General features: G+C 47.2%; 25 protein-coding genes. 16 read left to right on the top strand and 9 right to left on the bottom strand.

Features of this window, described 5'->3' with window-relative positions; all coding sequences use genetic code 11:
- Genes ACY652_RS16970 through ACY652_RS16955 form a run of 4 tightly spaced genes read left to right on the top strand, consistent with a single transcriptional unit; the run spans position 1 to position 2,907 of the window.
- Positions 1–969 (top strand): ABC transporter substrate-binding protein, encoded by a 969-nt coding sequence (locus ACY652_RS16970; protein ID WP_462265574.1) that lies wholly within the window; start codon positions 1–3, stop codon positions 967–969.
- On the top strand, positions 969–1,835 hold the full coding sequence (locus ACY652_RS16965) for an ABC transporter permease (protein ID WP_462265573.1): 867 nt from the start codon (positions 969–971) through the stop codon (positions 1,833–1,835). The genes ACY652_RS16970 and ACY652_RS16965 overlap by 1 nt, the downstream gene beginning before the upstream one ends.
- Complete coding sequence (locus ACY652_RS16960) at positions 1,832–2,581, top strand: ABC transporter ATP-binding protein (protein ID WP_462265572.1); 750 nt, start codon at positions 1,832–1,834, stop codon at positions 2,579–2,581. Before ACY652_RS16965 ends, ACY652_RS16960 begins: the two co-directional genes overlap by 4 nt.
- Before the next feature lie 44 nt (positions 2,582–2,625).
- The gene (locus ACY652_RS16955) at positions 2,626–2,907 is read left to right on the top strand and encodes a hypothetical protein (RefSeq protein WP_462265571.1); all 282 of its coding nucleotides are present in this window, start codon (positions 2,626–2,628) and stop codon (positions 2,905–2,907) included.
- A 40-nt stretch (positions 2,908–2,947) separates the two neighbouring features.
- Here the strand turns inward: ACY652_RS16955 and ACY652_RS16950 are convergent, their stop codons facing one another.
- Positions 2,948–3,406 carry a c-type cytochrome gene (locus ACY652_RS16950; protein ID WP_462265570.1) on the bottom strand — a complete coding sequence of 153 codons (459 nt, stop codon included), beginning with the start codon at positions 3,404–3,406 and terminating at the stop codon, positions 2,948–2,950.
- 5 nt (positions 3,407–3,411) lie between these two features.
- A complete protein-coding gene (locus ACY652_RS16945; protein WP_462265569.1) occupies positions 3,412–4,725 on the bottom strand; it encodes a PQQ-dependent sugar dehydrogenase in 1,314 nt (437 codons plus the stop codon).
- A gap of 251 nt (positions 4,726–4,976) precedes the next feature.
- Here ACY652_RS16945 and ACY652_RS16940 point away from each other — a divergent pair, with 251 nt between their 5' ends.
- Complete coding sequence (locus tag ACY652_RS16940; RefSeq protein WP_462265568.1) at positions 4,977–6,077, top strand: hypothetical protein; 1,101 nt, start codon at positions 4,977–4,979, stop codon at positions 6,075–6,077.
- 90 nt (positions 6,078–6,167) lie between these two features.
- Here ACY652_RS16940 and ACY652_RS16935 read toward each other — a convergent pair whose 3' ends face one another.
- Together ACY652_RS16935 and ACY652_RS16930 are read right to left on the bottom strand one after the other, a co-directional pair.
- Positions 6,168–7,118 (bottom strand): aldo/keto reductase, encoded by a 951-nt coding sequence (locus tag ACY652_RS16935; RefSeq protein ID WP_462265567.1) that lies wholly within the window; start codon positions 7,116–7,118, stop codon positions 6,168–6,170.
- Positions 7,119–7,122: 4 nt separating this feature from the next.
- Complete coding sequence (locus ACY652_RS16930) at positions 7,123–7,365, bottom strand: hypothetical protein (protein ID WP_462265566.1); 243 nt, start codon at positions 7,363–7,365, stop codon at positions 7,123–7,125.
- 170 nt (positions 7,366–7,535) lie between these two features.
- On the opposite strand from ACY652_RS16930, the gene ACY652_RS16925 reads away from it, so the two are divergent.
- Genes ACY652_RS16925 through msrA form a run of 3 tightly spaced genes read left to right on the top strand, consistent with a single transcriptional unit; the run spans position 7,536 to position 9,420 of the window.
- Positions 7,536–8,480 carry an MBL fold metallo-hydrolase gene (locus ACY652_RS16925; RefSeq protein ID WP_462265565.1) on the top strand — a complete coding sequence of 315 codons (945 nt, stop codon included), beginning with the start codon at positions 7,536–7,538 and terminating at the stop codon, positions 8,478–8,480.
- Between the two features lie 26 nt (positions 8,481–8,506).
- Entirely contained in the window at positions 8,507–8,746 is a 240-nt protein-coding gene (locus ACY652_RS16920; RefSeq protein WP_462265564.1) for a DUF3820 family protein, read from the top strand.
- Positions 8,747–8,769: 23 nt separating this feature from the next.
- The gene (gene msrA, locus ACY652_RS16915; RefSeq protein WP_462265563.1) at positions 8,770–9,420 is read left to right on the top strand and encodes a peptide-methionine (S)-S-oxide reductase MsrA; all 651 of its coding nucleotides are present in this window, start codon (positions 8,770–8,772) and stop codon (positions 9,418–9,420) included.
- Here msrA and corA read toward each other — a convergent pair whose 3' ends face one another.
- Together corA and ACY652_RS16905 are read right to left on the bottom strand one after the other, a co-directional pair.
- Positions 9,421–10,551 carry a magnesium/cobalt transporter CorA gene (gene corA / locus ACY652_RS16910; protein WP_462265562.1) on the bottom strand — a complete coding sequence of 377 codons (1,131 nt, stop codon included), beginning with the start codon at positions 10,549–10,551 and terminating at the stop codon, positions 9,421–9,423.
- Positions 10,552–11,163 carry a WbqC family protein gene (locus ACY652_RS16905; RefSeq protein WP_462265561.1) on the bottom strand — a complete coding sequence of 204 codons (612 nt, stop codon included), beginning with the start codon at positions 11,161–11,163 and terminating at the stop codon, positions 10,552–10,554. It lies immediately after the preceding gene.
- A 44-nt stretch (positions 11,164–11,207) separates the two neighbouring features.
- Here ACY652_RS16905 and ACY652_RS16900 point away from each other — a divergent pair, with 44 nt between their 5' ends.
- Both ACY652_RS16900 and ACY652_RS16895 read left to right on the top strand, forming a co-directional pair.
- Positions 11,208–12,089 carry a lysophospholipid acyltransferase family protein gene (locus ACY652_RS16900; protein WP_462265560.1) on the top strand — a complete coding sequence of 294 codons (882 nt, stop codon included), beginning with the start codon at positions 11,208–11,210 and terminating at the stop codon, positions 12,087–12,089.
- Positions 12,086–13,120 carry a glycosyltransferase family 2 protein gene (locus ACY652_RS16895; protein WP_462265559.1) on the top strand — a complete coding sequence of 345 codons (1,035 nt, stop codon included), beginning with the start codon at positions 12,086–12,088 and terminating at the stop codon, positions 13,118–13,120. Before ACY652_RS16900 ends, ACY652_RS16895 begins: the two co-directional genes overlap by 4 nt.
- Before the next feature lie 31 nt (positions 13,121–13,151).
- On the opposite strand, the gene aroQ is transcribed toward ACY652_RS16895, so the two are convergent.
- Positions 13,152–13,574, bottom strand: coding sequence for a type II 3-dehydroquinate dehydratase (aroQ, locus tag ACY652_RS16890; protein ID WP_462265558.1), 423 nt, complete (start codon positions 13,572–13,574; stop codon positions 13,152–13,154).
- Positions 13,575–13,613: 39 nt separating this feature from the next.
- Between aroQ and xerD the strand changes: the two genes are divergently transcribed.
- Positions 13,614–14,513, top strand: coding sequence for a site-specific tyrosine recombinase XerD (xerD, locus tag ACY652_RS16885; RefSeq protein WP_462265557.1), 900 nt, complete (start codon positions 13,614–13,616; stop codon positions 14,511–14,513).
- A gap of 1 nt (position 14,514) precedes the next feature.
- Here the strand turns inward: xerD and prmC are convergent, their stop codons facing one another.
- The gene (prmC, locus tag ACY652_RS16880) at positions 14,515–15,375 is read right to left on the bottom strand and encodes a peptide chain release factor N(5)-glutamine methyltransferase (RefSeq protein ID WP_462265556.1); all 861 of its coding nucleotides are present in this window, start codon (positions 15,373–15,375) and stop codon (positions 14,515–14,517) included.
- A 32-nt stretch (positions 15,376–15,407) separates the two neighbouring features.
- Here prmC and ribD point away from each other — a divergent pair, with 32 nt between their 5' ends.
- The 4 genes from ribD to bioB all read left to right on the top strand — a co-directional run bounded on the left by ribD (position 15,408) and on the right by bioB (position 19,725).
- Complete coding sequence (ribD, locus tag ACY652_RS16875) at positions 15,408–16,463, top strand: bifunctional diaminohydroxyphosphoribosylaminopyrimidine deaminase/5-amino-6-(5-phosphoribosylamino)uracil reductase RibD (RefSeq protein ID WP_462265555.1); 1,056 nt, start codon at positions 15,408–15,410, stop codon at positions 16,461–16,463.
- 156 nt (positions 16,464–16,619) lie between these two features.
- Positions 16,620–17,234, top strand: coding sequence for an IMPACT family protein (locus ACY652_RS16870; protein ID WP_462265554.1), 615 nt, complete (start codon positions 16,620–16,622; stop codon positions 17,232–17,234).
- A gap of 97 nt (positions 17,235–17,331) precedes the next feature.
- Positions 17,332–18,699, top strand: coding sequence for a magnesium transporter (gene mgtE / locus ACY652_RS16865; RefSeq protein ID WP_462265553.1), 1,368 nt, complete (start codon positions 17,332–17,334; stop codon positions 18,697–18,699).
- Between the two features lie 24 nt (positions 18,700–18,723).
- The gene (gene bioB, locus ACY652_RS16860) at positions 18,724–19,725 is read left to right on the top strand and encodes a biotin synthase BioB (protein ID WP_462265552.1); all 1,002 of its coding nucleotides are present in this window, start codon (positions 18,724–18,726) and stop codon (positions 19,723–19,725) included.
- 248 nt (positions 19,726–19,973) lie between these two features.
- On the opposite strand, the gene ACY652_RS16855 is transcribed toward bioB, so the two are convergent.
- Complete coding sequence (locus ACY652_RS16855; RefSeq protein ID WP_462265551.1) at positions 19,974–20,393, bottom strand: Ohr family peroxiredoxin; 420 nt, start codon at positions 20,391–20,393, stop codon at positions 19,974–19,976.
- Between the two features lie 95 nt (positions 20,394–20,488).
- Between ACY652_RS16855 and ACY652_RS16850 the strand changes: the two genes are divergently transcribed.
- Entirely contained in the window at positions 20,489–21,745 is a 1,257-nt protein-coding gene (locus tag ACY652_RS16850; protein ID WP_462265550.1) for a putative DNA modification/repair radical SAM protein, read from the top strand.
- Positions 21,746–21,747: the final 2 nt, after the last annotated feature.

Below are 21,747 nucleotides of genomic sequence, written 5' to 3'. Positions count from 1 at the left end.
ATGAAGATGAAAGCCGGTTGTTTGCTGTGGGTAATAACTGTTATGTTGATTGCTTGCCAGCCCAGGCACAAAGGCATTCCGGTAATTGGCTTTGTGGATGCTTTTGAAGACGAAACCATTGCCCAGGCCAGAAAAGGCTTTACCGATGCGCTGGCTAAAAACGGCTATAGTGAAAATAAAGGCACCGTTGAAATTAAATACCAGAATGCGCAGGGCGACATACCTACGCTAACGCAGATTGTAAACGGTTTTACCAGCCAGCCAGTAACGCTGCTGGCTACCTGCACCACCTTGGCGTCGGTAACGGCCGCGCAGAATACCAGCACTATACCTGTATTCATGATGGTATCGCCAACGCTGGAACGTATGAAACTGGTACGCACAAACGGCCGGCAACCCACTAACCTGTTTGGTGCCGTTGAAGATTTGAATTACATCGATACCTCTTTTAAGCTTATACCTGCCATGGTAAAAACACCTGGCCGCAAACTGCGGATAGGTATGGTATATAACCAGGCAGAACCACAATCGGCCGATGCGCTGAAACGTATACAGGGGCTGGCTGCGGGTTTGAACACAGAGGTAGTTGCGCTGCCGCTTAATTCTTCTGCTGATGCGCAGCTGGTTACGCAGGCGCTGCTTAATAAGCATATCGATGTCTTTTTCGCTAATCCGGATAATACCGTTTTTGCTGCGTTTGCAACCATACTGAAAAGCTGTAACGATAAAAGCGTTCCGGTTTTTACCAGCGAGGCCGGTTTGGTGCAACGGGGCGCAGTGGCGGCTTTTGGTGCAGATATCTATCAGTGGGGTTACCAGGCGGGCCTGCAGGCAGCGCAGTACCTTAAAACACACAGCACTGCCGGCTTGAGGCCCGAACTGGTAAAGGTGAGGAAGCGGGTATATAACGCTGCCGTAGCCGCTAAATATCACATCAGCGTACCTGCAAACTTTACAGCCGTTAACTAATGGATTTCTATCTTACCGCACTTGTGCAGGGGCTTTGCTTCTCGGGACTTGCTTTAGGCATCTATCTTTCGGTAAAGATTTTTAACATCCCGGATATCACAACCGATGGCAGCTATACTTTGGGCGGCATTATTACGGCGGTACTGCTCACCAAAAAATATTCATTGTGGCTGGTTCTGCCGGCGGTGGTAACCTGCGGCTGCCTGGCCGGCTTTGTAACCGGGTTGATACATACCAAGCTAAAGATCAATGCCTTGCTGGCCGGTATATTAACCATGACAGCGCTTTACTCTATTAATCTAATCATTGCCGGGCGTTCCAATATACCACTGATGGATACCAGTTCGGTATTTACGGCTGTACGCACAGTATTTAGTGAACAGATGAATACCTTAATTACGGTATCTGTTATTACAGGCGCATTACTTACGGGCGTTGGCTATTTATTAAAAACCGATTTTGGCTTGGCTATGCGCGCCACCGGCAACAGCGAAAGCATGGTGAAGGCACTCGGCGTAAACACCGACCGGATGAAAATTACCGGTTTGGCCCTTGCCAATGGGCTTACGGCCCTAAGCGGATGCCTGATTACCCAACTGCAATCATTTGCTGATATTAATATGGGCATCGGTATTGTTATTGTGGGTTTGGGGTCGGTTATGATTGCGGAAGCGGTCATTCACGCCTCGGGGTTGAGTGCAATTTCATTACAGTTGCTGTTGGTCATCGGCGGTGCAGTAGTGTTCCGTTTAATTCTGGCCTTCGTGCTTAGTTTAGGTATTGATGCTAACTTGCTGAAGCTGGTAACGGCGGTGCTGGTACTGCTGATTGTGAGCATTCCGAAAATTAAATTCATCAGGTTATGATTGAATTTAAGCAGGCGAGCAAAACCTTTAACACCGGCAAAGCCAACCAGGTAACTGCCTTACAGCCGGTTGATATACAGATTACCGATGGTGAATATGTAGTAATAGTCGGCGCCAACGGCTCGGGCAAATCTACTTTACTGAACTTGGTTGCCGGCAGTATTTTTCCGTCATCGGGGCAAATTTATATCAACGGGGCAGAGGTAACCCGCCTGCCCGATTACAAAAGAAGCCGGTGGATAGCCCGTGTGTTTCAGAACCCCCTGAGCGGAACTGCGGCCGAACTGAGCATCATCGACAATTTCAGGCTGGCCGCATTGCGTACAAAACCTAAATTGTTAAAAGCCGGTGTTAACGCTTCCTTCCGGCATAGTGTACGTGAGCGTGTGGCCGTATTGGGCATGGGTTTGGAAGATAAATTAAACCAACCGGTGGGCACCCTGTCTGGCGGGCAGCGCCAGGCGCTTACGCTTTTAATGAGCGTGATGGATGAGTGTAAAATACTTTTATTAGATGAACCCACGGCAGCGCTCGACCCGCGCTCGGCAAACCTGATCATGACGATTGCCAGCCAACTGATTGAACAGTACAGGCTGACTGCTATACTCATCACCCATAACTTAAAAGATGCCTTTACTTATGGCAACCGCATCCTGCACCTGCAAGACGGACAGATTGTTAAGGATATGAATGAAATTAATAAAAGGAATTTAACCCAGAATGATTTATTTTATTGGTTTGGTTAAACGTTTTTCAATTATGGCAACATAATTGTATACGGTTAAGCACTATGAAAAACAATGCATTCAACTTAATAAAAGATTCTTATCAACTGGTAACGGGCGCCCGTATCCGCAGCAAATATGAGGAAGAGATTTTTGAATTAGGGCAATACGATCCGTTAAAAAGGGGGTATACCTTATACCCTTATGAAGATGGCGTGAAGTTCGACGATTTCAGCGTAATTATATCAGAAAAAGAACTGATGAACCATTACGAGATAGAGGGTGTAAAGGCTACTGCTGCAATGCTGCAGAGCACGTCGGCAACGGTACCCCTGTTCAGAAAATAAATAATAAAGCCGGTATATTTACACACCGGCTTTATTGTATTTACTTCTTTACTTTTGGCCTTATGGCAGTTACCTCTTTTAAGGTAACCGCACTGGCTTTATTCCCGAAACTGTTTCTTACATAGGTAAGCACATCGGCTATCTCCTTATCTTTCAGGTAACTTAACGAAGGCATGTTGTTAGAATACGTATCATCGTTTATCTCCACTTCTTCGTTAAAGCCGTTCTGAATAATAGAGATCAGTTTGGTTTTATCGCCCAACACATAGGAGGTTTTAATTAACGGTGGGTTCAGGTGTTGCACACCGCCGCCATCGGCCTGGTGGCAGGATAAGCAATATTGCATATATACTTTTTTACCCTCTTCTACTGAAGCGTTTGGTGCAGTTGCAGCAGTTCTTTTGGCGCGGGTTTGTTTAACAGGCGCCTGTTGCTGTGCATATAGCAGCAGCGTACTACCGCCAAAAACAGCAACCAATAACGATAATTTAAAATTCATCAGCTCTATTTTTTGTTGTATACAATACGGTAGATGGTACCCTTGCTGTCGTCGCTTACATAAAGCGAACCGTCTGGCCCCTGTGCCAGTCCGCAGGGGCGGTGTTCGGCGCGGCCGCTTGCAGTTTGCTGTGCACCGCCCGAAAATCCGTCGGCAAACACTTCCCATTTACCAAAAGGCTTTCCATCCTTAAACGGCTGGAAAACCACAAAGAAACCTGCCTGCGGTTCGGGTGCGCGGTTCCACGAGCCATGGAAGGCAATGAAGGCACCGTTCTTATATTTTTCGGGAAACTGGCTGCCGGTATAAAACAATAAACCGTTAGGTGCCATGTGGCCAGGGTAAGCTGCCGCCGGATTGATAGCGTTCTGCCCGCCTTCTGTTTTACCGTTGCCGCCATACTCGGGCGCTAATATTTTTTTGCCCTGCTCCTGGTCGTAATACATATATGGCCAGCCCGCATTATCGCCTTTCTTTATTGCATACAAACATTCGGCAGGTAATATAGCCGACTGCTGCACTGAGTAATATTCAGGAAATAAATCATGCAAGCCATCGCGGCCATGCTGCATCACAAAGAGCTGGTTGTCCTGCTGGTTCCAGTCCAAACCTACCACGTTTCTGAGTCCGGTAGCATAATGTACACCATCGCCATAGGTTTGATTGGGCTTATCGGCCTTAAATTGCCATATACCGCCTGCTGAATCTAAAATAGGGCAGCCTTTACGCCCCATTGAGCCTTTTTCGCGGTCTTTTTCCTGGCAGGAATTGGAGTAAGCGCCTACGTTTACATAAATGTTGCCATTATTGTCCAGCACTACCGATTTAGATTCGTGCTGCCGGCGGTTGATCAGGCCGGTTACAATCTTCTCCGGGTTATCGGTAGCTATCACCTGGTTTTTATCATCCAGCTTATACCTGAACACTTCGGTATTTGATGAGGCATACAGGTAACCATTCTTAATGTACATACCTGTACCGCCATAATTACCAAAGGTTTTCACCTCGTCCATTTTGCCATCACCGTTGCTGTCATGCAGGTATACAATACCCCCGCCGTTTTTTACGCGGCTTAGTTTCACATACACATCGCCGGTGGGGGTAACCGCTAAATGGCGGGCGCCGCCTGTATTATCTGCGGCCACTAAAGCCCCAAATCCTGTGGGTAATGTTAAGCCGGCATTATTAGGGTCGGGCGTAACGGCGGCTGTTACCGGTAGTACCGGAGCGCCGGGCCGCAAACTCGCTTTAGGCCGCATATACAGCATAGCAACAGCTGCAAGCGGTAAAACTGAAATAAACAATGTTTTCGATTTCATATATACAGATAACAATAATGTTGTGGTATTGTGGTAGAATTTTGTAGTACCGTAGAAATACAGATTATCACAAAATTAGGTAATACTGCCTGGCAAACGGATTTTCACAATATTATTACAACCATCATAAAATTTCAGAACAGGCATACCCGGCAGAATATCCTTTCAAATTATCTCCCTCACTAAAAATAATTGATAAGTATCATTAAACCCGGGCAGGTGCAAACAGTCATACTATCAAATTTACGAAAATGAAAAAGTCAGTATTCCTTGCCACATTAGCTTTAGCAGGCTTTGCCTTTAAAGCATCTGATGCACAGATTGGCGTGCATATTGGTGTTAACTTTGGCACTCCTGTTTATGCACCTGCACCTGTAGATAATGTGCAGTATCAGGATGAAGACGATTATTACTATTTGCCCGATGCTGATGCCTATTACAGTGTACCCGAACAGGTATATTATTATATGAGCGGTAAGCGTTGGGTGAGCGCTGCTTACCTGCCCGGCCGTTTCCATGATTTAGACTGGCGTTATGCGCGCCATTACGAAATAAAAGGGCAAAGACCTTATATGCGCCACGATTACTATCGCTCACGCTTTAACGGCTTTGCCGGGGGTAACCCGAACTGGAGAGATAATGATAACCGGTTGAAAAACGGTGGTTATACCCGCAATGGCGGCGATTTTGACAGGGGCAGGGATGGGTATGCGCAACGCCAGGGTAACGACTACAACCGGCCTGAGCCAAACTATAACAATGGTGGTGACAGGGGCGGCTGGAATAACCGGGGCAGGAATAACTACCCTAACCAGCAACCGCAAAACAACCAGGGACAGTATGGCGGCTATAACCGCGACCGTAGCAATCAGGGTCAGCAAGGCGGACAAAACAACAACGGCTACCAGGGGCAGGGGCAAACACCGGCACAACCCCAGAACCAGGGCAACGCAGGTGGCTGGAACCGTGGCAACAGTGAGCAGCAGGGTAGCGGCCAGGGGCAGTACAGCCGCCCCGGCCGAGACCAGAATAACAATAACAGCGGCCAGCAAGGCGGCGGTAACAGCCAGGGGCAGAACGGACAGCCTAACCGTGGCCAGGGTGGTTACCAAAATGGCAACCAGCAGCAGGGCGGTAACAGCCAGGGACAAAATGGACAGTCTAACCGTGGCCAGGGTGGTTACCAAAATGGCAACCAGCAGCAGCAAGGCGGTCAGGGTAACCAGCCCAGCGGTAATTCCAGCGGACAAGGCAGGGGCAGGGGTGCAGGAGAAATGCGCCAGCACTTTGCCGACACGAACGGCCCTAATTACGACAGGCAGAACCGTTCCATCAGGCCTGCCCGCTTCTAACGCACTTTTCCCATACTTTTAATATATATACGAAACGGGCTGCCTTAATTAAGGCAGCCCGTTATTATTGTATACCTGATGTGTTGCTGGTTAATAAGCGCTTGCATCGTTCAGCGCACTGATGGTGAGTGCACTCAATTTAATTTCCGCCGCTTTCAGCGATTCTTGTAACTGCGTTACGCTGGTAGCGCTGGCAATAGGGGCGATGATGCCGGGGCGGGCAATCAGCCATGCCAGTGCAATGGCTGCCGGTGTAACTTCATATTCCTTAGCCGCTTCGTCCAAAGCTTTCAGAATGTTCATTCCGCGTGGCGTTAAATATTTTTTGATGCCGCCTCCGCGCTTGCTTTTATTCAGATCGGCTTCCGAGCGGTATTTACCCGTTAAGAAACCGCTGGCTAACGAAAAATATGTAACTACGCCGATATTTCTTTCCAAACAAAGCGGTTCCAGATTTTTTTCATAGTCTTCACGCTCATACAGGTTATATTCAGGCTGCAAGGTCTGATACGCCGGAAATCCCTGCTGCTTACTTACCGCTAACGCTTCGGCCAGGCGGTCGGCCTTGTAATTCGATGCCCCAATAATGCGCACCTTGCCTTCCTGTATCAATTCGGCATAGGCGTTAAGCGTTTCCTCCAATGAGGTATCCTGGTCATCATCGTGCGATTGGTACAAGTCAATATAATCCGTTTGCAAACGCTTTAATGAATCTTCTACCGCTTGTTTAATGTATGGGGCAGACAGTCCCTTTTTATCAGGCCCCATTGGCTTACCAACTTTGGTAGCCAAAATGATCTTATCACGGCCACCCTTCTGTTTCAGCCAGTTCCCAATAATAGTTTCCGACTGGCCGCCTTCGCCGTCATGCGCCCAGGCCGAATAAACATCGGCGGTGTCTATAAAATTATAGCCGGCATCAGTAAACGCGTCCAGAAGATTGAAAGATGTAGCCTGGTCAATGGTCCAGCCAAACACATTGCCGCCAAACATAAATGGTGCTACCTTCAGGTCAGATGTTCCGATAGTTCTTTTCTCCATGATATTACAACTGGTTTTTTTGTTCAATCTGTTCTGCCAGTTCATCTACCCATCCCGAAAGATAAGGATCAGTTCCGGCTACCCTTACCCATTGATTATTACCGTCTTTGGCTACACTTAAATGAAGTGTATCGTCAACCGAAGTAAATTTGTAAACCTCGCCAACGCCATCCTGAACGGTTTGCCTGACGTTGCCCTCAATTGCACTGTCTGATCCGGTAAGTATCGCCTCAAATTCTTGTTCCATAGCTGAAATTTATAATAGTAAGTAGAAGTAACACCGCAGTTAGCCGTTGTGTTTACCAACCCTCCAATTATGCAGTAACATTGCAGGCGCAAGGCGTTAACACATTGATAATGTATTGATGTAAAACCATAAGTATGATGTTTTTGTATTATTGATTGAATACTAATTTTATGAACACTGCAAAGCATATAAAATATTTTCAGGTAGCCCAGGGCGTTTGGGGCATGAAAATCCTGTTTGTAAATGTTTACATTATTGCCAACCGGCGCGGGTTTCCGAAAGGATGGGTGCTGGTTGATACCGGCATACAGGGGCATGAAGACCAGATTATAGCCATGGCCGAGTCCATATTCGGCGTGGGCGCCAAGCCTTCGGCCATTATACTCACCCATACACACTCAGATCATGCCGGGAGTTTGAAGGCCTTGTTAAAAAACTGGGATGTACCGGTTTATGCGCACGAACTGGAGTTACCCTACATTACCGGAAGGTCTTCGTACCCGCCGCCCGACCCAAGTGTGGGCGGGGGCTTAATGAGCCTGGCCTCGGTACTGTTTTCGCGCGGGCCTATTGATATTGGCAGTAATGCCAGGATGATTGATGTGGAAAAGGGGGTGCCTGAATTGCCGGAATGGAAAATTCTGTTTACGCCCGGCCATGCACCTGGTCATATCTCCTTATTCCTTCCCTTAAACACCACCCTTATTGCGGGCGATGCCTTTGTAACCACCAAAGCCGAATCGGCTGTATATGTATTGTCTTACATTAAAAAGCTGTCGGGCCCGCCTATGTACTTTACCACCGACTGGCCGGCGGCGGCGGCATCGGTAAAAATGCTGGCTGCGCTTGAGCCGCGCATTATTGCCAGCGGGCACGGGCCTGTTATACGCGGCCGCGAAGCGCAGGAATCCCTGCAGCAATTGTCCGATCACTTCGACCAGGAAGCCGTACCTGCCGACGGGCGTTATGTGGATGACTCAACCAGAGCCGACGAAAACGGAACTTATTATATTCCCCCATTTAAAACCAGTTTTAAGTTTAAGGTAGCGGTTGGTTTAATAAGTGTAGTTGCTGGTTTTGTTATGGCAAGGCAACTGAACAGACGCAGCAGGTAGCCTTTATCTTTACTACCTTTAGCGGCATGGAACCAGTGCAACCCGACCATGCCGTACTGATACAGGCGGTAACCAGCCGTATGCCTTATGGCAAATACAAAGGCACCCTGATATGCGATTTGCCCGTTCATTACCTGGAATGGCTGCACTCGAAGGGGTTACCCGCCGGGAAGTTAGGCATGCAGCTGGGCACTGTATTCGAGATGAAAACCAACGGGTTGAATGCCATGCTGATGTCAATTAAGGCTAAGGTAAATACCAGATAAGCGGCAATTTCGTAAATTGATATATGAAAAGATTAATGTTATATGTGGTTGGCATTATGCTGTGTTACAGCTGTGCAAACGGGCAAACTTCAAGAACAGATTTTGCGGTTGTGGCCAAACCGGCAGCAGGAGAAGAGGTGGCTACCTTTGGCGGCGGCTGCTTCTGGAGCATGAGCGAAGCCCTGAGCGAATTAAAAGGAGTAAATAAGGTAATATCTGGTTATGCAGGCGGTACAAAGGTAAACCCTTCCTATCAGGATGTTTGCACCAATACTACCGGCCATGCCGAAGTGGTACAGGTTTATTATAACCCTAAAGTGATCAGCTATCCTACACTGGCCGAAGCTTTCTTTTTTGCGCATGACCCTACTACGCTTAACCGCCAGGGACCGGATGAAGGTACTGATTACCGCTCGATAGTATTCTACCGTACCCCGCAGGAAAAAACAATGCTGGAGCAGGCAGCAGCTAAAGTAAATGCTTCAAAGCATTACAACGGCAAGGTGGTAACCGAGGTTAAGCCGTTCAAAGTATTTTACCCGGCTGAGAAGTATCACCAGGGCTATTATAAAACGCACATGGACAATCCTTACATTGCAGGCGTATCAGAGCCGAAGGTAAAGAAGTTTGAAAATGCCATGCGCCCATATTTAAAGGACGAGTACAAGAAGTAGTTACAACTTGTTGAACCAGCCTTTACGCCAAAAGAAAAACACCTGCATAATGGCAACAATTATCATTACGCCCCAAACGTAAAGATAACCGTGCGGACTGTAAAGTTCGGGCATGTTAGCCGGCATTACCTGGTGGGTTTCCGGGTTTTCACGCGCAAAGTTCATCCCGTAAACACCGGCAATAAAGGTGAGCGGAATGAAAATCACCGATATAATGGTAAGCACCTTCATGATCTCATTCATGCGGTTGCTTACCATTGATAAATACAGGTCGATGATGCTGGAGGTGATTTCCTTGTAGCTTTCAATCAAATCCATGATCTGTATACAATGGTCATAGGCATCGCGCAGGTAGGTTTTGGTATCTGCGTTAATCAGCGGCGTATCGCTGCGCAGCATATCATTAATCTTATCCCGCTCGGGCCAGCAGGCGCGGCGCATCAAAATGGTGCCTCGCTTTAACCGCTGCGCATCGTACATGATCGATTTATCGGCTTTCTCATACAACCGGTTCTCTATTTCATCCAATGCATCGCCCATGTTGGCAAGCAATTCAAAATATTCATCAATTATGGTGTCCATCAGGGCATAGCACATATACCCCGGGCCGCCCGTGCGTATAATACCTTTGCCCCCTTTAAGCCGGGCTTTCACGCCCTCAAAACGTTTATCGTAGGTTTCTTCAAAGGTGAGTACAATGTCCTTCGTTACGATAGCCGAAAATTGCGTGTTCGTAATTTCCGACTTCTCCTGGTTAAAGCTGACCATGCGGCTGGTGGCGAAAAAATAATTATCATACTCATCAAATTTAGGTCGTTGATGCGTGTTGGTAATATCTTCCAGTACCAGTGTATTGATTTGTAACAGTTCGCCTAATTTTCTGAATAACTCCTCATCGCCCAAACCGTTCACCTGTATCCAGTGCGTATGGTCAGTGCATTGCTTAAGTTGTTTCAGCACAACGGAAACATCGTCGCCCTCTGATTGCACTGACTCCTGAGCATTGTAAGAATAGACATGCAACGCCGGCTTTAATGCATTTTCAGGAATTCTGATGATGCCGGGCTGGTCTCCAACCTGGCCAAGCCGGCGGCTGTGTTTGGTTTTTAAACGCTTTTGACCGTGATTCATTTACAGGTAATTAATGGTTTGCGGCCCCTGGCTAAATAGCAGATCTATAATACTCAGATTTTTAAGATAACCGTTGCGTTCTTCAAAAACCTGAAAGTAAGGCTTTTGTTCAAATGCGGAAGCTGTTTTGGGATGGACGGATTTGCGGAAATCTGCCAAACCGGGGTAATCCGCCTTATAATCTGTAGTGTAGGTTAGGTTGATATTTAATTTGATCAGCTTTAGCAACAGGTTGAATAATTGCTCATTATAGTCAAATAAATAATCGAATCGCTTTTCATAAAACGGTGCAAGGCTATCTTCATAAAATTCAAAATATGCCGAGCGCCGGTAGCATGCCTGTAAGCTCATCCACTGCAAGCGCTGCCAGTTAAAGTCGTAGCTGATCTTCACATCCTTCACTTTCGTATGCATTTTAGAACCTTTAACCACCGGAACTACCAGGTCGAGTACGCCATCCGGCGAAGATATGCGTGCCCGGTTGCGGTAGGTTTGCTTCGGAAAGTGCTCTTCGCGTTCCATCTGCACGTCGTTTTTGTAGCGTTTCAATTCTGCAAAGTATTCAACCGGTGGCAGGTACAGCATCGGAAAAACAGCCCCTGTATCACTCATATAAATTTTTTATGTTTGTGCTCTTCAATTCGCGGGCGAAAATAATGATAAAAAAAGGGTTTTCTGTAGTTGGCTTCGGCCTGTTATACCTGATTTCCCTTTTACCGTTCTGGTTGCTCTACCTGTTATCCGATGTCTTTTACATCCTGCTTTACTATATTATCGGTTACCGGCGAAAGGTTGTCAGCGAAAATTTAAGGAATGCGTTTCCCGAAAAAACAGATACCGAACGCCGTAACATCGAAAAAAAATTTTACCGGTATCTTGGCGATCTGCTGGTTGAAACGGTTAAGACCCTGTCCATCACCGAAAGTGAAGTAGAGCGCCGTGTGTTATTACCTAATCAGCAACTCATCAGCAGCATATTTAGTAAAGGCAAGAGCGTGGTGGGGGTACTGGGGCACTACTGTAACTGGGAGCTGAATGCGTTGAGATTTAGTTTGGTCGCAAACCAGCGGCGCATCATTGTATATAAACCACTGAATAACAAAACTTTTGATGCGGCCTTTATACGTATGCGTTCGCGGTTTGGGGCTACGCTGATAGCCATGAAAAGCGTTATGCGCAAACTGGCAGAATACAGGGGCGAAAGAACCATAACCGTATTGGTGGGCGATCAAACGCCATCGCGGCCGGAGATACAGTACTTTACTGATTTCCTGAACCAGCCCACGGCGGTTTTTTTGGGTGTGGAAAAACTGGCGAAGCTAACCGACAGCGAAGTAATATTTTGTGATGTAAGGCGTGTAAAAAGAGGCTATTATACCTGTACATTTGTGCCCATGTTTGCTGAACCTAAACTTACCGCCGGGTATGTAATTACCAATGCGCATGTGCAGTACCTGGAACAGGTGATCCGGCAGGAGCCGCAGTACTGGCTTTGGTCGCACCGGAGGTGGAAATTTAAGCCGGAGGACTTTCATTGATTTCACCTTTACCGAAAGTTGCCGTTGTTATACTAAACTGGAACGGCCTGGATTATCTGAAGCAGTTCTTACCATCAGTAGCGGCTTCTGCATACGCCAATTTTCAAATTGTGGTAGGCGACAACGCCTCCACAGATGCTTCCGTTGCTTACCTGAAGGCCAACTGGCCCGAAATTCAGCTGATTACAAACAGCCAGAATTATGGCTTTACAGGCGGCTACAACCGCATATTACAACAGGTGCAAGCTGATTATTTTGTGCTGCTTAACTCTGATGTGGAGGTTACGCCGGACTGGATACAGCCCGTTATTGAATTAATGGAAAGCGATGCTGCCATTGCCATTGCAGCACCCAAAATTAAATCATTTGCCGGTAAAGACAGTTTTGAACATGCCGGGGCAGCCGGTGGCTTTATAGATACCTACGGCTATCCGTTTTGCCGCGGGCGTTTGTTTAACATTGTAGAGAAAGACAACGGCCAGTATAACCAGTCGGGCGAAGTGTTTTGGGCCTCGGGTGCGGCGCTGTTTATAAAAACCCTTTGCTGGAAAGCGGCCGGCGGATTCGACGAGCAGTTTTTTGCGCACATGGAAGAAATAGACCTGTGCTGGCGGCTTAAGAATATGGGTTACAAGATTATGTATTGTGCAAATTCAACCGTATACCATGTGGGCGGGGGAACGCTTGATGCCGAAAATCCTTTTAAAACGTATCTTAATTTCCGTAACAACCTGTTGCTGCTCAGGAATAATCTGCCTTTAGGCAAGTCTGTTCTAAAAATCAGCAGCCGGCTTTTCTTTTTAGATCTTATTGCGCTTGTACGCTTTTTAACCGAGGGCAAACGTAAGGATGCCTGGGCGGTGAGCCGGGCGCATCAGAGCTTTGTAGTCTCTTTATTCAAAAAGCATCAGCGTTTACAGCCTAAAGAAATTAAATCATCAAAGGGCTTGTACAGGGGCAGTATTATTTATGATTTCTTCATTCGTAAAAAGACAGTTTTTTCAGAACTGGATCAGCGAAAATTTGAGTAAGGAGGAGTTACGAGGTTTGTTATAACCTTCGTTATTGCGCATAGATAAAGCTGTCTAAAGCCAGCCGGTAGGAGTTTAAGCCAAAACCCGCAATTACCCCGGCACAGCTGGAGGCAATCATGGATTTATGCCGAAAGGCTTCGCGTTTGTGCACATTCGAGATATGCACTTCTACCACAGGCGTATTAATGGCGGCAATGGCATCGGCAATGGCTATAGAAGTGTGGGTATAGGCACCGGCGTTTATGATGATACCATCGTAGCTAAAACCGGTTTCGTGCACTTTATTGATCAGCTCACCCTCTATGTTACTTTGAAAATAATCTAATTGATGATTGGCGTATTGCTGCCTTAACTGCTCAAGCCAGGTATTAAAATCACTATCACCGTAAATTGATTTTTCCCTGATGCCTAAGAGGTTTAAATTCGGACCGTTAATTAGCTGTATCTTCATTACCCAAACATAATTATAAAACGCTAAACACAAAATTAATTGAACTGGAGCAGTGCCATAAAAAATTTTAAGCATTACCTTAAACTGGAAAAGGGGCTATCGGTCAATTCGATAGCGGCTTACACGCGCGACCTCGAAAAGCTGCAGCAGTATTGCGAAATGCAGCCGGCAGCCATCAGTCCGCTAAAGGTAACCCTGGCCAACCTGCGCAGCTTTGTACAATGGGTAAATGAGTTGGGCATGGCGGCGGTTTCGCAGGCCCGGCTGGTATCCGGCATTAAAACCTTTTATAAATATCTGCTGGTAGAAGATGAGATTGCCGGAAGCCCCGCCGAACTGCTGGAAGGCCCGAAGATACAACGCAAACTGCCCGACACCCTAAACCATGATGACATTGACCGGTTGATTGCCGCCAATGATCTATCAAAACCAGACGGTATAAGGAATAAAGCAATTATTGAATTATTATATGGTTGTGGTTTAAGGGTGAGCGAGTTAACCGAACTCAAACTATCAAACCTGTATTTAGAGATTGAATTTATAAAGGTAACCGGCAAAGGTGATAAAGAGCGCCTGGTGCCTATTGGCGGGCAGGCCATTAAGGCGCTTAACATCTGGCTGAGGCATGTTCGGGTACAAATGCCGGTTAAAAAAGGAGAGGAGGATGCGGTATTTCTGAGCAGGCGGGGCAGCCGTTTATCAAGAGAATTTGTATTTATGATGGTGAAGGGACTGGCTGCTGCTATTGGCTTAAAAAAGAAGATCAGCCCGCACACCTTCCGCCATTCCTTTGCCACCCATTTAATTGAGGGCGGGGCCGATTTACGTGCTGTGCAGGAAATGCTGGGGCACGAAAGCATCACCACCACCGAAATTTATACGCATCTGGACCGGGACTACCTGAAAAGCACCATCATTGCCTTTCATCCGCGCAGCTAAATTACCGGCTGGCTTTAACCATGCGGTCGCGGCCTGATAAATCCTGCCTGAGTTCTACCTTACTGAATCCTTTAGTTTGCAGCAGCTCAACCGTTTGCTGCCCCAGGCTTTCATTAATTTCAAAGAATAGCAAGCCTCCGTTCACCAGGTTTCGCAAAGCGAAATCTGCAATGGCGCGGTAAAATAAGAGCGGATTATCTTGAGGCACAAACAATGCCGTATGCGGTTCGTAATCGGTTACCCGCTGGTGCATCAGTTGTTTATCTGCCTGGGTAACGTAGGGGGGGTTGCTTATCATAATATCATACTGCCCAACCCATGCATCAGGCAGCAGGTTTAATATATCTGCCTGCAAAAAGGTAATATCGGCCTGATTACCGGCCGCATTATACCGGGCAACCTCCAAAGCCCCGGCAGAGATATCCAGTGCAGTTACCTGTGCTGCGACGCAATTTTTTTTAACCGATACCGCAATGCAGCCGCTGCCTGTACCAATATCCAGTACGGCAGGGCGCTTATTATAGTATTTGCCTGCTTCCTGTAATACCCATTGCACCAGTTCTTCGGTTTCAGGACGGGGTATCAGTACATCTTGTGTAACCTTAAAGGTTAAACCGTAAAACTCTGCCGTTCCTAATGCGTATTGTACCGGTGTACCGTTTTTTAAAGATTGCAGGATGCGGCCGATGTGGTCAAGCTGAATTTCGCTTAGTTCAGCATCCGGGTAGGCGCGGAGCCGGGCATTGCTTTGGCCGGTTACCGTGCTTAACACCAGTTGCGTTACGGCGGTTAGCTCGCTGGCATCATATGGGCCGGCTAATTCTTGTTTAAACCGGCTGTACACCTCCTTAACGGTTTTCATGCAACAAATAAACATAAAAGCTACTTTTGCACATGCAGGTTGATGAAATTTATATGCGCCGCTGCCTGGAGCTTGCCGCGTTGGGCGCAGGACAGGTAAGCCCTAACCCGATGGTAGGCGCGGTAATTGTATACCAGAACACGATCATAGGTGAGGGCTATCATCAGCAATATGGCAAGGCCCATGCCGAGGTTAATGCCGTAAATGATGTGCTTTCAAATTTTGAAAATGCCGGTGAGTTGCTGGAACAATCAACCATTTACGTTTCCCTGGAACCCTGTGCCCATTATGGAAAAACCCCGCCCTGCGCCGACCTTATTATCAAGCGCCGCATTCCCCGTGTGGTAGCAGGCTGCCGCGATCCGTTCGATGCGGTAAACGGCAGGGGCATAGAGAAGCTGGAGCAGGCGGGCATACAGGTAACGGTTGGGGTGTTAGCCCATGAATGCCGGCAACTGAACAAGCGTTTCTTCACCAGGGTTACCAAACACCGGCCCTACATCATACTGAAATGGGCGCAAACCGCCGACGGCTGTTTTGCCCCGGCCAACGGGCGGCAGCACTGGATCACCAACGACACCTCGCGCCGCCTGGTGCACCAGTGGCGGAGTGAGGAAGCCGCCATACTGGTTGGCAAAAACACCGCGTTAACAGATAACCCGCAGTTAAATGTTCGCTACGGCCAGGGCAAAAACCCCAAACGTGTGGTAATAGACCGCAGGCTGGAACTGCCTTCAGATTTGCATATATTTAATAGCGAGGCGGATACCTTTGTATTCAACGAAGTGAAAACGGATGTGGAAGGTAATGTAAAATACATTGCTTTAGAAGATTTTGACCGCTATGTGCCGCAATACATTGCTTACCAGTTGTATTTACAGGACGTGCAATCCTTAATTGTGGAAGGAGGTGCGGCCACCCTAAATTCTTTTATTGAGGCCGGGTTATGGGACGAGGCGCGCGTATTCACCGGCGCTTCGCTTTTGCAGGGCGGCATTATGGCGCCACGCATCAGCGGTAACTGTCTGGAAGAACACCAGGTTGGTACCGACCGGTTACAAATTTTTTACCACGATGCGTTGTTTTAACGCCCTGCATCTTTCGCACAACGTTTTTGGCAGTTTATGCACTTTTATGGCCGTTTATGGCGGCCAAAGATTCGTTTATAACAAATAAAGGGCGGCAATAATCATAAATTTGCTTGTTACCACCCGCTTCACCTCCATTCAACTGAGTTAGTCCTGATGCTCTTTGACGATACTTATAACACCCTGCAGCAACCGGCGGAAAGCGTATTTACCGACCGGGGAAGCAAGTTCACCGGCATTGCCTTTCCAGTTAGAACCGAAGCTGAATTTAAGCAGCAACTGGCCGGCATTAAAGCCGGGCACCCTAAGGCAGCGCACCACTGCTGGGCCTGGCGTTTAACGCCAGACCGCTCGATATTCAAGGTAAATGACGACGGCGAACCATCCGGTACTGCGGGCCGGCCAATACTTAATACCCTGTTATCCAAAGATATAACCAATATAGGCATGGTGGTGGTGCGATATTTCGGCGGTACGCTGCTTGGTGTGCCGGGGCTGATCAATGCTTATAAAACCACAACAGAGCAAACGCTTGCCGCTGCCAAAATTGTACAGCAAAGCATTACTGATGTGTACACCATTATATTTGATTACCAGCAAATGAACACCATTATGCGGCTGATCAAGGACGAGCAGTTGGAAGTTATAAAGCAATCATTTGACAATACGTCGTCTGTTCAGGTAGCTATCAGGAAAACGCAGGTGAATACCATTTTACAAAAGTTAAGTAACCTGACCGGCGTTTCAACCACCTATAATTATACCATGTAAGTATTCCGGGTTTTCCTGTATTAGTCTGTTTATATCAACAAAGGGAACCATTTGGGATAGCTTGCGGCGCTGCCTTTTTTAGGTGGTATTAACGTTAATGCTTATCTTGCAGGGTATGCAATCATTTGAGCTGAACCGGAGCGACCTGTTAAGATTGAAAACTGCTTTAGACAGCGGTGATCAGGAATTGAAAAAGGTATTGGAAGACTATCATGCTTCGGAAGTTGCCATACTATTTGAAAAGCTGTTGCCGGAGGAAAGGGAAAAGATCATCAATATCCTGCCGGTAGATATCGCCTCCGAGATATTAGCCGAAATGGGGGACGAGCACCATCCCGAGGATTTGCTCATCAGCCTGAACCCTGAAAAGCGGTCGGAAATTATTGAAGAGCTGGATTATGATGATGCCACTGATATTATTTCGCAACTGGAAGAGCATGAGCAGCAAGAGCTGTTAAGTGATATTGACCAGGAGGACGCCACAGAGATACGTAACCTGCTCAGCTATCCCGAAGATACCGCAGGCGGGTTGATGAATACCGACCTTATTAAGGTAGGTATTCATCAGAGTAAAAAAGATGCATTAGACGAGATCATCCGCCAGTCTGAGGAAATGGAGGAGTTTTATACCATTTATGCGGTAGATGACAACGGCACCTTACAGGGCATACTTTCCATTAAGGATGTTATAAAAGCGCGTACCGATGTGCTGGTTCAGGAGTTGATAAAAACCGAGTTTGTATATGTAGAATCGGGGCTGGACCAGGAAGAAGTAGCCCGGTTAATTTCCCAGTACAACCTCATCAGTGTACCTGTGGTAGACCGCAAGATGAAGCTGCTGGGCCGGGTAACCGTTGATGATATCATCGATGTATTGCAGGAGGAGAACACAGAAGACATGCTTAAGATTTCGGGCGTATCAGAAGACGAAGAACTGAGCGGTAACTGGCGCGATGCGGTAAAAAGCCGTTTGCCCTGGCTGGTGCTTAACTTAGGCACGGCTTTTTTAGCCGCTTCTATCATCCGGCATTTTGATAGTACCTTAAAGCAGCTTACTGTAATGTCGGCTTATATGACCATTATTGCAGGTATGGGGGGTAACTCTGCCACACAGGCGCTGGCGGTAACGGTACGGCGCATCTCCTTAACCGATTTAACCGACAGGCAGGCTTATAAAACCGTTTTTAAAGAGTTTTTGGTAGGGCTGATCAATGGCGCCAGTAACGGTTTAATTGTATTGGGCGTGGCATTGTTATACGATGGCAACCCAATGCTGGGCCTGGTGCTGTTTTTAGCCATGACCGGTAATCTGATGGTTGCCGGACTTACCGGAGCCAGCATTCCGCTATTATTAAAACGTTTTGGCATCGACCCTGCTGTGGCCTCTTCTATCATTATCACCACATTTACAGATTGTATCGGATTTTTGCTGCCGCTATGGCTGGCAACCCGGCTTTTATTATAAATTTGAAGCAGAAAATTTTGAAGTATGACTGAAATCAGAAACAACTGGACGATAGAGGAAATTTCAGAGATATACCACAGCCCGCTGCTCGATCTGATTTATCGTGCTGCCACTGTTCACCGCGAAAATCAGGATTACAGCGAAGTACAGATCAGCTCGCTGATTTCCATCAAGACGGGTGGTTGCCCCGAGGATTGCGCGTACTGTCCGCAGGCGGCGCGTTATAATACCGGCGTGAATGTACACGCTATTATGCCGAAGGACGAGGTAATTGCCGCTGCCGGAAAGGCTAAGGCCGGAGGCGCTTCGCGTTTGTGCATGGGGGCCGCCTGGCGCGAGGTACGGGATAACCGGGATTTTGACAAGGTGATTGAAATGGTGCAGGCGGTTAACGCTATGGATATGGAGGTGTGCTGTACCTTAGGCATGCTTAACGAGCAGCAGGCCCAGCGCCTGGCCGATGCGGGTTTATATGCCTACAACCACAACCTGGACACTTCGGAAGATGATTATAAGCGTATCATCACCACCCGTACTTATGATGATCGCCTAAAAACGCTTGAAAACGTACGTAAGGCCAAATTAACCGTATGCAGCGGCGGAATCATCGGCTTAGGCGAAACTGAAGCCGACCGTATTTCGATGCTGAAAACGTTAAGCACTCTGCCTAAGCATCCCGAATCGGTGCCCATCAACGCACTGGTACCGGTAAAAGGTACGCCGCTGGGCGAGCAGCCGCGCGTTTCTGTTTGGGATATGGTGCGCATGATTGCTACCGCCCGCATTATTATGCCCAAAACCGTAGTGCGCTTGTCGGCAGGCCGAACGGAAATGAGCACCGTAGAGCAAGCCTTGTGCTTTATGGCCGGCGCAAACTCGCTGTTTGCCGGCGATAAACTTTTAACCACACCTAATCCTGCAATTGATACCGATATGGCCATGTTTGAATTACTGGGCCTTACACCGCGTAAAGCCTTTAAAAATGGCCGCCCGGAGCATACCCGGCTACAGGAAGAAGCTGTTTAAAACATAGTGAAATATACGGGTGGTAAACAGTTACTACCCGTATATTTACAGATTTTAAGGCGGGAAAACCGCGTTAAAAGGTACAACTAAAAGCTCTAAAAAGTGTAAACCCTGGTTTTTTACAATACACTGAATATCAGCAGTTTAATCAAATATTTTTTTGAAAAGTGTAAACTTTGGGTTTACACTTTTGTGGGCTGATCCGGGAGGTGTGGCACCTCAACTTATTGCTCATGCCATATGCCTTACTATCGCTCAACGGCTATCACTTTTACGTCCACATTGCCCCTGATGGCCTTTGAATAGGGGCAGGCCCGGTGCGCCTTTTCGGCTAAATGCTGCGCCTCTTGCAGGCCCTGACCGGGAATGTGTACATGTAGCTCAGCCGAGAGGGCATAAGCGTTGCCGTCCTTGTTAAAACTCACATGTACTTCGGCTGTGGCCTCGCTTACATCTATGCCATCATGCTTGGCTACGGTACCTAATGCACCTAAATAACAGGCGCCATAAGCCCCGGCAAACAACTGTTCGGGGTTGGTATGATTTCCGCCTTCGCCGCCCATCTCAACAGGCTTTTTCAAATCCAGGCTCAGTACACCGTCCGACGATTTTATGCTTCCGTCGCGCCCGCCTTTTGCGGTTACTACTGCTGTATATACTTTTTCCATGTTAAATTCTTTATGGTGTTAACCTGAATAGCAGCGCAGATGTTTTATTGGCAGGAATTTTGATTTGCTAATAATATTAGTAAATTTGATTGCTTATGAACATGGACCGTATTACCGAAAAGCTTAATATACTGGCCGATGCCGCCAAATATGATGTATCCTGTGCATCCAGCGGCAGCAAGCGGAAGAATAAGGATAAGGGCCTGGGTAATGCGAGTAATGGCATTTGCCATACCTATACCGAAGACGGAAGATGTGTATCGCTGTTAAAGATACTGCTGACCAATCATTGCATTTTTGATTGTGCTTATTGTGTGTCGCGCAAAAGCAACGATATTAAACGGGCAGCGTTTACCGTACAGGAAGTAGTAGATCTAACCATTAATTTTTACCGGCGTAATTATATAGAAGGCTTATTCTTAAGCTCCGGCATCTTTAAGGATGCCGATTATACCATGGAGCGGTTGGTGAGGGTAGCCAAAAAGCTTCGTACTGAGCATAATTTCAACGGCTACATTCATTTAAAATCCATCCCTGGAGCCAGCGATGAAATAATGCATGAAGCCGGTTTATATGCCGACCGCTTAAGCGTGAATCTGGAAATGCCTACCGAAGCAGGCTTGAAGCTGCTGGCTCCTGATAAAAGCCATCAGGAAATGATCAAACCGATGCGCTATTTGAAGAATGAGATCATTTTGCATAATGCCGAAAAGAAGCTGTTTAAAAGCACACCCGCTTTTGCACCGGCCGGGCAAAGCACCCAGGTAATTATTGGTGCTACGCCCGAAAATGACCGGCAAATACTGCATACGGCAAACCACTTTTATAAGAACTTTAACATGAAGCGGGTCTATTACTCCGGTTATGTACCGGTGCTAAGCGACAGCCGGCTGCCCGCTTTACATACCAGCGTACCCATGGTGCGCGAAAACCGCCTGTACCAGGCCGACTGGCTGATGCGCAACTATGGTTTTCATGTGAGTGAGATATTGGATGAAACGCAGCCTCACCTGGATTTAGATATTGATCCCAAATTGGGCTGGGCCCTGCGTAACCTGCAGGTGTTCCCGGTTGATATCAATAAGGCTGATTTAAAAGTTATTATGCGCATCCCGGGCATTGGTGTACAATCCGCTCAAAAGATTGTAAGCGCACGGCAGTTCCGCAAACTCAACTGGGATCACCTTAAAGCTATTGGTATTGCTGTAAACCGTGCAAAGTATTTTATTACCTGCAACAGTAACCAGTTTGAACGCCGTGATCTAACAGGTACAGCTATCAAGCAATATATACTGGCCGAATCGCACAGTAAGTATTTGAAAAACTCAACGGTTCAGCTCAACCTTTTTTAATA

The sequence above is a fragment of the Mucilaginibacter sp. genome, assembly GCF_965200995.1.
Classification (GTDB): domain Bacteria; phylum Bacteroidota; class Bacteroidia; order Sphingobacteriales; family Sphingobacteriaceae; genus Mucilaginibacter.
The sequence above is the reverse complement of the archived record's forward strand: the minus strand, read 5'-3'. Positions and strand labels throughout refer to the sequence as shown.

What these genes read in the sequence shown, in the direction of transcription:
- ribD (WP_462265555.1), top strand. Translation starts at nt 15,408, where the DNA reads ATGCAGGTTGATGAAATTTATATGCGCCGCTGCCTGGAGCTTGCCGCG.
- ACY652_RS16900 (WP_462265560.1), top strand. Translation starts at nt 11,208, where the DNA reads ATGATAAAAAAAGGGTTTTCTGTAGTTGGCTTCGGCCTGTTATACCTG.
- ACY652_RS16925 (WP_462265565.1), top strand. Translation starts at nt 7,536, where the DNA reads ATGAACACTGCAAAGCATATAAAATATTTTCAGGTAGCCCAGGGCGTT.
- aroQ (WP_462265558.1), bottom strand. Translation starts at nt 13,574, where the DNA reads ATGAAGATACAGCTAATTAACGGTCCGAATTTAAACCTCTTAGGCATC.
- prmC (WP_462265556.1), bottom strand. Translation starts at nt 15,375, where the DNA reads ATGAAAACCGTTAAGGAGGTGTACAGCCGGTTTAAACAAGAATTAGCC.
- ACY652_RS16920 (WP_462265564.1), top strand. Translation starts at nt 8,507, where the DNA reads ATGGAACCAGTGCAACCCGACCATGCCGTACTGATACAGGCGGTAACC.
- ACY652_RS16905 (WP_462265561.1), bottom strand. Translation starts at nt 11,163, where the DNA reads ATGAGTGATACAGGGGCTGTTTTTCCGATGCTGTACCTGCCACCGGTT.
- ACY652_RS16955 (WP_462265571.1), top strand. Translation starts at nt 2,626, where the DNA reads ATGAAAAACAATGCATTCAACTTAATAAAAGATTCTTATCAACTGGTA.
- ACY652_RS16965 (WP_462265573.1), top strand. Translation starts at nt 969, where the DNA reads ATGGATTTCTATCTTACCGCACTTGTGCAGGGGCTTTGCTTCTCGGGA.
- ACY652_RS16930 (WP_462265566.1), bottom strand. Translation starts at nt 7,365, where the DNA reads ATGGAACAAGAATTTGAGGCGATACTTACCGGATCAGACAGTGCAATT.
- bioB (WP_462265552.1), top strand. Translation starts at nt 18,724, where the DNA reads ATGACTGAAATCAGAAACAACTGGACGATAGAGGAAATTTCAGAGATA.
- ACY652_RS16850 (WP_462265550.1), top strand. Translation starts at nt 20,489, where the DNA reads ATGAACATGGACCGTATTACCGAAAAGCTTAATATACTGGCCGATGCC.
- ACY652_RS16940 (WP_462265568.1), top strand. Translation starts at nt 4,977, where the DNA reads ATGAAAAAGTCAGTATTCCTTGCCACATTAGCTTTAGCAGGCTTTGCC.
- ACY652_RS16855 (WP_462265551.1), bottom strand. Translation starts at nt 20,393, where the DNA reads ATGGAAAAAGTATATACAGCAGTAGTAACCGCAAAAGGCGGGCGCGAC.
- msrA (WP_462265563.1), top strand. Translation starts at nt 8,770, where the DNA reads ATGAAAAGATTAATGTTATATGTGGTTGGCATTATGCTGTGTTACAGC.
- ACY652_RS16950 (WP_462265570.1), bottom strand. Translation starts at nt 3,406, where the DNA reads ATGAATTTTAAATTATCGTTATTGGTTGCTGTTTTTGGCGGTAGTACG.
- mgtE (WP_462265553.1), top strand. Translation starts at nt 17,332, where the DNA reads ATGCTTATCTTGCAGGGTATGCAATCATTTGAGCTGAACCGGAGCGAC.
- corA (WP_462265562.1), bottom strand. Translation starts at nt 10,551, where the DNA reads ATGAATCACGGTCAAAAGCGTTTAAAAACCAAACACAGCCGCCGGCTT.
- ACY652_RS16970 (WP_462265574.1), top strand. Translation starts at nt 1, where the DNA reads ATGAAGATGAAAGCCGGTTGTTTGCTGTGGGTAATAACTGTTATGTTG.
- ACY652_RS16960 (WP_462265572.1), top strand. Translation starts at nt 1,832, where the DNA reads ATGATTGAATTTAAGCAGGCGAGCAAAACCTTTAACACCGGCAAAGCC.
- ACY652_RS16945 (WP_462265569.1), bottom strand. Translation starts at nt 4,725, where the DNA reads ATGAAATCGAAAACATTGTTTATTTCAGTTTTACCGCTTGCAGCTGTT.
- ACY652_RS16935 (WP_462265567.1), bottom strand. Translation starts at nt 7,118, where the DNA reads ATGGAGAAAAGAACTATCGGAACATCTGACCTGAAGGTAGCACCATTT.
- ACY652_RS16870 (WP_462265554.1), top strand. Translation starts at nt 16,620, where the DNA reads ATGCTCTTTGACGATACTTATAACACCCTGCAGCAACCGGCGGAAAGC.